This is a genomic window from Capnocytophaga leadbetteri (assembly GCF_003054025.1).
Lineage (GTDB): Bacteria > Bacteroidota > Bacteroidia > Flavobacteriales > Flavobacteriaceae > Capnocytophaga > Capnocytophaga leadbetteri.
Map to the genome: position 1 here is coordinate 18,218 of NZ_QBKG01000014.1, position 11,664 is coordinate 29,881.

Consider the following 11,664-nt stretch of genomic DNA (forward strand, 5'->3'; position numbering starts at 1 on the left):
TTTTGAAAGTAGCTATCAAACATATAACAGAACAACAATTCTCCACCGCACCAGTGCGTGTGGAGAATTATTGTATTTATATGTTGCAAGGGGAAGGCGATTTTGTAGTAGATGGGACTCCTTATTCTTACAAAGGTAATACGCTGCTTTTTCTTACGCCTTTTCAGTATTTTCAGTGGGTAGCCGCTAGCCATAAAGAGGCGGTACTATTGCAGTTTCACGGTGATTTTTACTGTATAGAATATCACAAAAAAGAAGTAGCCTGCAATGGGTTGCTCTTCAATGCGCTATTCTTGCAGCCACATATAACTGTTAGCGAGGGTGTTTATGCTGAAATACAGACACTTTTTACTCGTATAGAGGCTGAGGTGGCTAGTCACTCTCCTTATTCTGAAGCGGTATTGCGCTCTTATCTACAGCTAATCTTAGCACTCTCGAGCAAAGCCAAAGGCGAACAAATAGAAGAGGTTCCTACAGAGGCAGACCACCGTTTGGCTACAGACTTTCAACAATTGTTAGAAACGCATTTTATAGACCAGCGCGAACTACCTTTTTATGCAGAAGCGTTGTACCTGACTCCAGATAGTTTCAGCAAGAAAATAAAAAAGCAACTCGGTAAGACGCCTACCCAGTTGCTACAAGAACGTTTGGTGCTTGAAGCCAAAAAACAGTTGCACCTCACCTATAAATCTATTAAAGAGGTAGCTTTCTACCTTAATTTTGACGATCCTTTTTACTTCAGCAGATTCTTCAAAAAACACGTAGGAGTATCGCCTAAAAGCTTCCGCGAACACGTAGGTATTTCAATCGTGGCAGAAAAGTCTATGTAATGGACTTTTTTATCCATTCTTATCTACTTAAATTGTTGTACCTTTGCCCCCGAAATAAGTAATTTAAAAAACAGTATTTATTATGCAAAAGTTATTATCATTTTTAGCAGGTAGCGAACGTTGCTTTGTAAACTATATTAGAGTCGCTATCTTTATTGTAATGGCGTGGATTGGCGGATTGAAAGTATGCCAATACGAAGCTGATGGTATCGTACCATTTGTAACTAACAGCCCTTTTATGAGCTTTTTCTATGCTAACTCTGGCAAAACTGCCATAGACGAAAACGGCGTAACAGGCGAAGCTAACAAAGGTAAAGAGGTAGCTCAATACAAGCTGCACAAAAACCCTGAAGGTAAGATGGTGAAAGCCAATATAGAGTGGCACAAAGAAAACGGTACTTATGTTTTTTCTTACGGTTTAGGAACTTTTATCTGCTTTATTGGGTTACTTACTCTATTAGGTATCTGGTCACCTAAGATTGGTGTGATAGGAGGCTTGCTTACCTTTGGTATGAGCATTGTTACTCTTTCATTCCTTATCACTACACCTGAAGTGTACGTACCTAATTTAGGAGGAGATATGCCTACACCAGCTTATGGCTTTCCTTATTTATCAGGAGCTGGACGTTTGGTGTTAAAAGACATTATTATGTCGGCAGGAGGACTTATAGCAGCTTCTGAAGCAGCTCGTCGTTTGCTTAAAAAACAAGAGAAATAAGATTTATAACGCCATAAAAAATAGGCTGCCCGATAAGGCAGCCTATTTTTTATGGCGTTATTTTTTTATATTATTTATTGTAGTTTGATTGTACTTCTTTGAGGTTCAGAGGTCGCTTTTTGCGTGCTTGTTGCTTTTGATACTCATCAAACTGCATCATTAGGTTATTATTAGCTCTGATAAGCGCATTGGTCTCTAATAAGATACTGAAGTACAGTTTAGTAGTTTTCTGACTTGTTTCAGTAGTGCGAATACGGTCTATCTGCTTTTGCACCATTTTAGACACCTCATCTTTCAGATTGCGACAATCGGCTAAGATAGTGTGCAACTTAGAATAGTCTTCCCCTTTAAATATTTCAGCCTCTGCCTTAAATACCTCTTCCATCTTATCTGATATACTCTTCAGGTCGCGGAGCTGATTAAATTTCAGGTTTTTATGATTGTTGTTTACGTGCTCATAACTATTTAGTGTGATAGCCGTCATACATTGTGCCATATCTTGCAAGTAATCTAAGATAAGAATATAAAACTTGCTCGAAGCTACTGAACTTTCTGTCAGCGACTTGATAAAGTAGTATACATTCCCTTTCATCTCATCTAACTCTTTCTCTAATTTCTTAGCGTTCTTCTTGTTCTTTGTTAGCTTGCTGAGGTCTTGTGTGCCAAGATTTTTCACCACTTTACTATATAGTTGGTCTATGCGGAAAATAGTGTCTGATACATAAGTAGAACTTTCTTTTATAACCCCGCCTATGGTAGCTAAGTCAGCGCGATGGAAGTGTCGCCCTTGCGACTGGGCACGCTGTTTGTTTCGGTAAGCTATTGCGTTGCGTATCAACAAGAAGCCCACTACGAAAATCATCACGATAAGTCCTATAACGCTGCCGTAGTACAATATACCTGCTACGATAAACGCTCCTATGCAAGCCACTATAGCTGTTAAAAACCAGCCGCCTACTACGTTTAGTACCCCAGCAACCCTATATACGGCACTATCGCGACCCCAAGCTCTATCGGCTAATGAAGACCCCATTGCCACCATAAAGGTAACGTAGGTAGTAGAAAGAGGTTGCTTTAGCGAAGTACCAATCGCTATTAAGCTACTCGATACCACCAAGTTAATGGCAGCTCTTACCAAGTCGAATGCCGGAAGGTCTTCTTCCTTTATATCGGGGTTAGGCGCAGGTTTTTCGAAGCGTTTGTCTATCTTCCTGCTGATGCTCTTAGGGGTTATAAACTCTATAAAGTTAGCGGTACCTACTGTGATGCGCACCAAAAAACGAGACAAGAAGTTAGCCGAAAACTGCTCCGCTCCTTCGCTCTGACGTGAGAGATTTACCCCTGTTTGTATTACGTGGTGGGCTTTCTTTGAGAACCAAAGCGTCAGAATCATTATAGAGCCTGTTAAAAGCAAAATAGCTGTAGGGGTACTCATCTGTCCGCTGCCTAATGCTGTCATCTCCAAAGCATTATGGGCTACCCCGCTATTGTGCCATATATCATACGACTGATAAGCGGCTACAGGCACCCCTATAAAGTTTACCAAGTCGTTGCCTGCAAAAGCCATCGAAAGAGCAAACGTACCGCTGAGGATGATAATTCTAAATATATTTACGCCCATACGTATAAGAATGTGCGAGAGTATGCTGTAGAACACTAAGCAACCTATTAGCAACATTCCTATATTGTCATTCATCCACTCTATGGTTGTTTTAGGGATAAAAGTAACGTCTTTAAGTCCTTTGAAGATAATAAAATAAGAAAGGGCAGTAAGCGAAAAACCTCCGAATACACCTCCTATATATTTGATACTCTTCTCATAACGGAACGAAAATACCAAGCGTGCAAAATACTGCACGATAGCCCCCACCACAAAGGCAATTGCTACCGAAACGAAGATACCTAAAATAATTTTTCTTGCTTCAGTAGTATTGATATAGTTATAAATATTGCTTAAAGGCTGATCTGCCTGTAGGGTTTTGATAAAAGCCACGCACATAGCCGCTCCTAAAAGCTCAAATACGATAGAAACAGTGGTAGAAGTAGGCAGCCCAATGGTATTGAAAAGGTCAAGCAGCAGTATATCAGCCAAAATGACCGACATAAAGATAACCATTACCTCATCAAAGTAGAATTGAGAGGGGTTGAATATCCCTTTCCGCGCAATTTCCATCATTCCACTCGAGAAAATAGCCCCTATGGCTACCCCTACACTGGCTACTATCATAATAGTGCGTAGGGTTGCTACTTTCGAACCCACAGCCGAGTTTAAGAAATTTCCTGCGTCATTGCTTACCCCTACCGTCAAATCGATGATAGCGAGTACTGCAAAGACAAAAAGCATAAAAATATATACTTGTTCCATATAAAAGTTTAATTTAGCTATTTCATTTATTCATCATTCTCCTTGATGAATACTCTTACGGTTTCTATTCTGGTTTGCGAACAAGCCTCTATCGAAAATACAAAAGGCGGCAGATTTATCGTTTCTCCTTTCGTGGGTATTTCTTCAGTATGCAAAACAATAAGTCCTGATAGCGTTTCGTACTCTTCGCTCTCAGGCAAGTTCAAATGATAAGTTTCGTTGATGTAATCTACCTCTAATCGCGCTGAAAATAGGTATTCATCATCTGATATTTTTTCTTCTATAAATTTATCTTTGTCGTGTTCGTCTTCTATTTCGCCAAATAGCTCTTCAACTATATCTTCTAAGGTAACGATGCCTGAAGTACCACCATACTCGTCCAATACCACCGCCATACTCTTGCGCTTGCGCATTAGCAGGTTGAGGACTTCATTTATCTGTATCGTCTCCGGAATTGTTACTACAGGTATAAGCACTTCTTTGATAGTTTTAGGTTTTTTAAACATATCAAAAGAATGCACATACCCTACTATATCATCTATATTCTCATTGTAAATCAATATTTTAGAGAATCCAGATGAAACAAAAGTGGCTATTAGATTCTCAATAGTTTCATTTAGGTCTACCGCTACTATCTCCGTGCGCGGTATCATAATCTCGCGTGCTTTTACTCCAGAAAACTCCAGCGCATTCTGAAACATCTGTACTTCAGCATCAACCTCTTCTTTTTTGGGGGCATTACCCATTTGCTCTGAGATGTAATCTACTAACTCTACTTTGGTAAATGAAAGTGGCACATAATCGCCTTTGGTTTTAAAAAACACCCGCAGTACGAAGTCTGAAATCCATATAATAAAACTCGAAAAAGGATAAAAGAGAAGATAAAAAAAGTAAGCAGGTATCGCAAAGAGTTTTAGTAATTGGTTAGCGTAGATTTGAAAGAAAACTTTAGGCATAAACTCTGCCGTGATAAGGATAATCAGAGTAGAAATAATGGTATGCCACAGTACATTCTGAAAAAAAGGAGGAAGAAGTAGCGTCATCACCTTACCCATTTCAAAACCGTACACTACTAAGGCTACATTATTGCCTACAAGCATAGTAGCCAGCAGTTTAGATGGGCGATAAGTCAGTCGCGTAAGTATATTCGCTATCAGCCCCTCTTGCTTCTTTAGAATTTCGATGTGTACTTTGTTAGAAGATACGTACGCAATCTCAAACCCTGAAAAAAAAGCCGACAGCACAAGGGTAGTCAGTATTATAACTATGGATATTGGTTCAATCATATATTTAAATAAAAGGCAGCAGTAGCTACCACTGCCTTTTATAGGTTTGCATTATTTAGTAGCTTTAGCTTTTACTACTAACTCTATATCGTCATTGATAAACTTATCTTTAAGGTCATCAAAAACTGATTTAGAACCGTAGTTTACTCCGAAATCTACACGGTTAATTTTAAAAGGCTCAGAGCTAATTTCCACTGCGTTATCGCTAACAGCTACAGTGGCAGGGAAAGAAATCTCTTTGGTTTTACCTTTGATAGTAAGGTCGCCTATAAGGTTTTTACCGTCAAAACTTTTGAAAACAAAAGAAGCAGTAGGATACTCTTTTATGTTGAAAAAGTGGTCTACTTTCTCAGGGTCAGTACCTTTTAGGTGCGCTTCAAGAGCTTCTTTGCCATCGCCAGCTTTCAGGTCAAGTACGGTGATAGTGCCCATATCGAGTACAAATTCAGCTTTAGTGATAGCGCCGTTTTCAACGTTTACACCACCAGAAGTTACATTCACAGTACCGTGATGTTTACCTGCTGGCTTAGAGCCTACCCATTCTACTACCGAGGTAGGGTCTACTGTATAAGCATAAGCAACTTGAGCTTCAGGAGTTTCTACTACAGCTTGTTCAGTAGTGGCCGAAGCGGTATCAGCTCCTTGCTGAGAGTTAGTATTCTCACAACCTACCAAAGCAATACTGGCTATCATAGCCATACTAAGTACGATTTTTTTCATAAGTGAAAATATTATTAAGTTTATTATGCGGCAAAGGTACAAAATAATTATTAATTGACAATTAGCAATTAATAAAAAAAGACCCTCCTTTGTTAAGGAGAGCCTTTTTTCACAATGCATATAAATACTACTACTAACTCCAAAATTAATACTTTAGTTCTAATAAATGATCTTTAGTAATTTAATTTTTTTCAATACTTTGTTTTAATGAAATGAATATAATGATGATAGGATTTGTTTTAAGTATTTTCCAAAAATAAATGTTTTAATGAATGTAATTTAATTTTTATCTAACAATGTTTCTTATAGCAATTTCAGTAATTTTGTTTAATTCAGTTTTTTCAAGCAATATTAGTTTATCATTTATTATATTTAAAATGCACTACTGTAACCTAACTAACATCCCGTCTGCCAGTTACGCTATCTATATAGAAAATAGCGTGCCAAACTCATAATCTTTTATATAAATATTTGTAAAACACTCATTATCAGTATAAAATAAAAATTCTTTTATCTCGAATTTTTATGCTTAATCCCTTCTGATTGTATAGTAGATATACAGCTAACTGTATAGTCAAGCCTCTTATACACGCTAAAATAAAACAGGCAGCGAGCCGAAAACTTCACTGCCTGTATGATTATTAGAAAAAAGATTATTAAAACTTATAGCCTATTTTGATACCTAAGTTAGGTTCGATAGCCCAGAATTTGCCATCGTCATTTACTCCTTTACCAAAGTTGCGTGCTATGTTAGCATATGGTGCGATGATAAAAGTATCGTTGTAATTCCACTGATAACCAGCCCCTATACCTAATATAAAGCTGTTAAGACTTGTTTTGGTACCATCTTCGTATTTGAAATTTCCAAAACGTTGTTTGATAAAAGGGTTAATGTATGGACCAGAGTTGCCGTCTAAATCGAAGTAGTAGTTATAACCTACTTTGATACTTGTAGCATTAAATTTTTCCCCTTCTTTACGAGTAAAGAAAGAGAAACGGTCATTGATAAAAATCTCACCTTCTATCGATTGGTTAAAGGCGATATAGTGTTCGTATCCTAACTCTACAGAAGATAACCATATAACATTCAATATGTTAAGATTTACTTCGTGTTTAGGAAAATCGTCTTGTGCGAATGTTTTACCAGTGAAAAACAATAGCACTGCTGCTAAAATAATTCTTTTCATTGTTCTTTCTTAAATTAAAAAATAATGGCAAAGATACAACTAATTTGTTAATTAGCAAATTTGTGGTGACTAAATAGCAAAAAGTCCAGCATCGCGCCGGACTTTTTTATTTAAAACTAACTAATTCACAATTTGAAGGAGTAGGTAACAACTATAAAAAACACTAAAAAAAAATACCCCCCAAACGATGAACTGCAAACGAAATATAAAAACACTGCTATAATGTTTCTGTTTAAATACGGGGCAAAGATATATATTATTTTGATATATTCAAAATAATATATAGAATAATTTTAAACAATATAGCTAATTACTTCATTGTCAGTCTTTAGTATTTTCTTCTTTGTCTATCCAACTAGCGTATTTTGGGTAGTTAGTGGCGGTACGGCGTATGAGGGCTTTCTGCGCCTCGGTCGTATCTTTTAGCTTTTTGGCAGGTATTCCAGCATACAGACTCCCTTGCTCTATATGAGTATTGGGGGGCACTACAGCGCCCGCTGCTATAATACTGTCGCTTTCTACCACACAGCCGTCCATCACTATGCTGCCCATTCCTATCAGTACATTATCTTCTATGGTGCAGCCGTGTACTATAGCATTATGCCCTATAGATACATTGTTACCTATAGTAGTAGGGTGTGTTTGGTAGGTAGCGTGGATAACCACTCCATCTTGAATATTAGTATTATTGCCTATGCGAATGCTATTAACGTCGCCGCGCACTACAGCGTTGTACCATACGGTGCAATGGTCGCCTAATTGTACATCGCCTGTAAGGGTGGCGTTTTCAGCAAAAAAGCAACCTTCCCCAAAGGTAGGTTGCTTCCCATTTACTTTCTTTAGTAACATTTTTTTTGAATTATAATTTTTTAATTATCTAACCACTAACGACTAGCGACTAACCACTAACGACTTCGGATTATCAATAATCTCTTGTAGTCCGTTAGTTTTTATCTCGAAAGTAGTAGCTAAAAGCATACCCAATTTGCCTTTCGGGAAGCCTTGAGTGCTAAACCACTCCAGATAATGAGAGGGCAAATCGGCTATCATAACACCCTTATATTTACCATAAGGCATTGGGGTAGTAATGATTTCTTTTAGAATATCAGGGTTCATTTAATTAGCAAATCAGTTTACGCTAATTTCACCATTTTTTTCTTCTCTTCGTTGCGCTCTATCTTATGGTTAGGACGCGTCCATTTAGGGTTTTCTCCTAACGAATGGTACTGCGAGTCAGCTGCTTCTACGGTCTGTGGTTGTGGGTGCGTTTCGAAAGGCTTTTGTATGCGCATACCCAGTACGCCAAGCATCTGCATATCCTCATTGATGTCAGGGTTAGGGGTAGTCAGTAACTTGTCGCCTGCAAAGATTGAGTTAGCGCCCGCAAAGAAACACAAGGCTTGTCCCTCTTGGCTCATCTGGGTACGTCCGGCTGATAGGCGTACTTGCGACTCTGGCATCACAATACGCGCTGTGGCTACCATACGCACCATCTCGAATATATCTACCGGCTTGCAATCTTCTAAAGGAGTGCCTTCTACGGGTACTAAAGCGTTGATAGGCACTGACTCAGGCTGCGGATTGAGCGTTGATAAGGCTACCAACATACCTGCTCGGTCTTCTAATGATTCGCCCATACCTATAATACCCCCACTACATACGGTGATATTAGTCTTGCGCACATTGTCAATCGTTTTCAGACGGTCTTCATAGCTACGGGTAGAGATAATCTCTTTGTAGTATTCTTCTGAGGTGTCGAGGTTGTGATTGTAGGCGTACAAACCAGCTTCGGCAAGGCGTTTGGCTTGGTTTTCGGTCAGCATACCTAGGGTGCAGCACACTTCCATATCAAGTTTGTTGATAGTACGCACCATTTCGAGTACTTGCTCAAATTCCGGACCATCTTTTACATTGCGCCACGCTGCCCCCATACACACGCGCGAAGCCCCTGCTGATTTGGCGCGTAGCGCTTGTGCTTTCACGTGGGTAACGCTCATCATATCGGCGTTGTCTATTTTTACCTCTGTTTCGTAGCGTGCCGACTGCGGACAGTAAGCACAGTCTTCTGAGCAGCCCCCTGTCTTGATAGAGAGTAGGGTAGAGACTTGCACCGAGTTAGGGTCGTGATACTTGCGGTGAACGGTCGCTGCTTCGTAGAGCAACTCCATTATAGGTTTGTTATAGATAGCGATAATTTCTTCTTTCGTCCAGTTGTGGCGCGCTCCGCCACAAGAGCAATTGTGTTCACACATATTTTTATTTTGTCTTTTATTTATTATTAACCAAAGATAGTATTTTTTCTACTTGTTGGTCGATGGTTAGGTGGGTGTTGTCGATAACGATAGCATCATCGGCTTTCTTTAGGGGCGACTCTTTGCGAGTGGTGTCGATATGGTCGCGGTGCTGTATATTGGCAAGCACTTCGGCAAAAGAGGTGTTGTCGCCTTTGCTTTGCAGTTCGTTATAACGGCGCTCAGCACGTACTTGTTCGCTGGCGGTCATAAATATTTTTAGTTCAGCATCGGGGAATACTACCGTCCCAATATCCCGACCGTCCATCACTACGCCTTTCTGTTCGCCCATCTTGCGTTGTAGGTTTACTAAGTAAGTGCGTATTTCAGGTTGTTTGGCTATCTCGCTCACCCAATTAGCTACATCTATGCTGCGGATGTCGTTTTCTATATTTTTACCGTTGAGGTATAACTCTGCGAAGCCTACTTCGGGGTTGTATACGAATTTTATTTCTGACTGTCTGAGGGCTTTCATCAGCGGTTTCACCTCGATGCCTGAGGTAGAGGCATAGCCTTTCTCGAGGGCGAGGTAGGTAACGGCGCGGTACATCGCACCTGTATCAATATACACATAGCCTAATGCTTTGGCTACTGCTTTGGCGGTAGTACTTTTCCCTGTAGAGGAATAGCCATCAATGGCGATAATGATTTTCATCAATTTTAAAATTTGAATTAATAAATTAGTGACTGTAAATCAGGGTGGTTGAATAAACCGCTCATATTCTACACGGCAAAGGTACGAATAATTTGCCAATTAGCAAATATGTCAATCAGCAAATTAGTAGCTTTTCCTATTATTTAAAATACAAAAAAGCCTCTCCGCTCGGAAGAGGCTTGTAGTTGTTCGCTTTTTAAGTGCCTGTTTTACTGCTTGTGTAAAAGGACACTGTTGCCAAAATGCCGTCGCATTTCTATGGCGCAAAATTACAACATTTTTTATTCTATCAAAGAAATTTTTGATTTATCTTTTATGATTTTCATAATGCTCTTATTATCAGAATTTTTAAGAAATAACTCTTTTTCTTTTCTGAAATCATCTACACCACCATTTTGCAGAGGGTGATACGCTCTGACTCGTCGCTGATAAATACGTGATTATCCCAAATATCCATAATTCTGAATTTGGAATATCCTCTTGGAAATGTAATATCCAGAAGCTCTAGGTCAGACAATCTCAACAGTTTTTGGTTTCCTTTCCATTCATCTTTCTTAAAAATTGAGGATAGAATTAGGTATTCTTTTTGGGCGCTGAATTTTCCCCTCAAGCCTTGTTTTTGTGCAAGCTTTTCTAATTTTTCCTTTCCCCATATTTTTCTCTTGTAGATACCATCTTGGGTGAGTTCGAGGTACCAATAATACTTGAATTGTGATAAGCTGCAAGGATTTATCATATCCGCTTCCACGAAGGCATAAATCGAATTATCTTTTATCATAAGGCTGCCTATCTGGGGATAAGAGTAACTAAAATCCATTTTGTGATACATACCCTCTGCCCGTCCTAAGGATAGCATAAAATTGCTTCGGACTTTTTCATTTGTAAACACAGGGGTGAGTTGCTTGTCCCAATGCAGCGTATGTGTCTCATTTTCATAGTGTAGAGAGGTAAAACTATTTGCGGCAAACACCTCTCCGTCTACACGACAAATAATCGGATAAACCCCGTTTTCGCCAAGTGTGGAAATCTCCGTGATATTCTTTGTGGCACACAAGTTTTCACTTACTACTTCGCACGGTTTCTGCTCAGGAGATGACACCCACCAGACTTTTTTGTCTTCTCCGCTAATAATTAAAATATCGGAACCTGTATCCAACAAAACGGGCTTATTCCAGCTTTTCTTTTGTGCGGGAGATGGAATGAATGACCATTGCCCCGCCTTTATCCAAATGATACCGTAGCTATTGCCGTCATTGCCGCTGCTCCAGATAACAAATTCGTCTTTTCCTCGTGCAAAATGATTTTTTGCATTTATGGGAGCATATTGATAGGCACCGTTGCTTAGCTTGAATCCCGTAGTCGTCCACTCTGAAATTTTATCTAATTTTACCTGCATAATTTTCTCTCCTAATCTCCACAGATATTACAAGTACGCGAAAAATCTTTTCCGATTTTATATTTTTTATAACCACATTTGCGACAGCAATATCCATCTTCCCACTTTAAAGAAGCTAGATATTCTTCGCAATCTAAGTCTGTTTTAAAGCGTTCTGTAAACTCTAAGAGGCTTTGTCCTTTAAATAATTCCATAATGCATTAATTCTCAGAGTGC

General features: G+C 39.1%; 11 protein-coding genes and 1 pseudogene. 2 read left to right on the plus strand and 10 right to left on the minus strand.

Annotated elements, in window-relative coordinates; all coding sequences use genetic code 11:
• Positions 1-2: 2 nt before the first annotated feature.
• Positions 3-830 carry a helix-turn-helix domain-containing protein gene (locus tag C8P65_RS09675; RefSeq protein WP_107782627.1) on the plus strand — a complete coding sequence of 276 codons (828 nt, stop codon included), beginning with the start codon at positions 3-5 and terminating at the stop codon, positions 828-830.
• A gap of 82 nt (positions 831-912) precedes the next feature.
• The gene (locus tag C8P65_RS09680; protein WP_107782628.1) at positions 913-1,548 is read left to right on the plus strand and encodes a DUF417 family protein; all 636 of its coding nucleotides are present in this window, start codon (positions 913-915) and stop codon (positions 1,546-1,548) included.
• A 70-nt stretch (positions 1,549-1,618) separates the two neighbouring features.
• On the opposite strand, the gene C8P65_RS09685 is transcribed toward C8P65_RS09680, so the two are convergent.
• The 10 genes and pseudogenes from C8P65_RS09685 to C8P65_RS09735 form a co-directional block, all read right to left on the minus strand.
• A complete protein-coding gene (locus C8P65_RS09685) occupies positions 1,619-3,913 on the minus strand; it encodes an inorganic phosphate transporter (protein WP_107782629.1) in 2,295 nt (764 codons plus the stop codon).
• 26 nt (positions 3,914-3,939) lie between these two features.
• Entirely contained in the window at positions 3,940-5,199 is a 1,260-nt protein-coding gene (locus C8P65_RS09690) for a hemolysin family protein (RefSeq protein WP_107782630.1), read from the minus strand.
• 51 nt (positions 5,200-5,250) lie between these two features.
• Positions 5,251-5,919: a YceI family protein gene (locus C8P65_RS09695; RefSeq protein WP_170069099.1), complete on the minus strand. Its 669-nt coding sequence runs from the start codon at positions 5,917-5,919 to the stop codon at positions 5,251-5,253.
• 656 nt (positions 5,920-6,575) lie between these two features.
• Positions 6,576-7,106, minus strand: coding sequence for a DUF3575 domain-containing protein (locus C8P65_RS09700; RefSeq protein ID WP_107782632.1), 531 nt, complete (start codon positions 7,104-7,106; stop codon positions 6,576-6,578).
• A gap of 321 nt (positions 7,107-7,427) precedes the next feature.
• Complete coding sequence (locus C8P65_RS09705) at positions 7,428-7,955, minus strand: gamma carbonic anhydrase family protein (protein ID WP_107782633.1); 528 nt, start codon at positions 7,953-7,955, stop codon at positions 7,428-7,430.
• 42 nt (positions 7,956-7,997) lie between these two features.
• Entirely contained in the window at positions 7,998-8,222 is a 225-nt protein-coding gene (locus tag C8P65_RS09710; protein ID WP_107782634.1) for a DUF3820 family protein, read from the minus strand.
• Between the two features lie 17 nt (positions 8,223-8,239).
• Positions 8,240-9,358: a biotin synthase BioB gene (bioB, locus tag C8P65_RS09715; protein WP_107782635.1), complete on the minus strand. Its 1,119-nt coding sequence runs from the start codon at positions 9,356-9,358 to the stop codon at positions 8,240-8,242.
• Positions 9,359-9,374: 16 nt separating this feature from the next.
• Positions 9,375-10,052: a (d)CMP kinase gene (cmk, locus tag C8P65_RS09720; protein ID WP_107782636.1), complete on the minus strand. Its 678-nt coding sequence runs from the start codon at positions 10,050-10,052 to the stop codon at positions 9,375-9,377.
• A gap of 382 nt (positions 10,053-10,434) precedes the next feature.
• A complete protein-coding gene (locus C8P65_RS09730; protein WP_107782637.1) occupies positions 10,435-11,448 on the minus strand; it encodes a hypothetical protein in 1,014 nt (337 codons plus the stop codon).
• A 14-nt stretch (positions 11,449-11,462) separates the two neighbouring features.
• Positions 11,463-11,642 (minus strand): annotated as a pseudogene (locus tag C8P65_RS09735) (IS1595 family transposase); the annotation flags it as partial.
• Positions 11,643-11,664 lie beyond the last annotated feature (22 nt).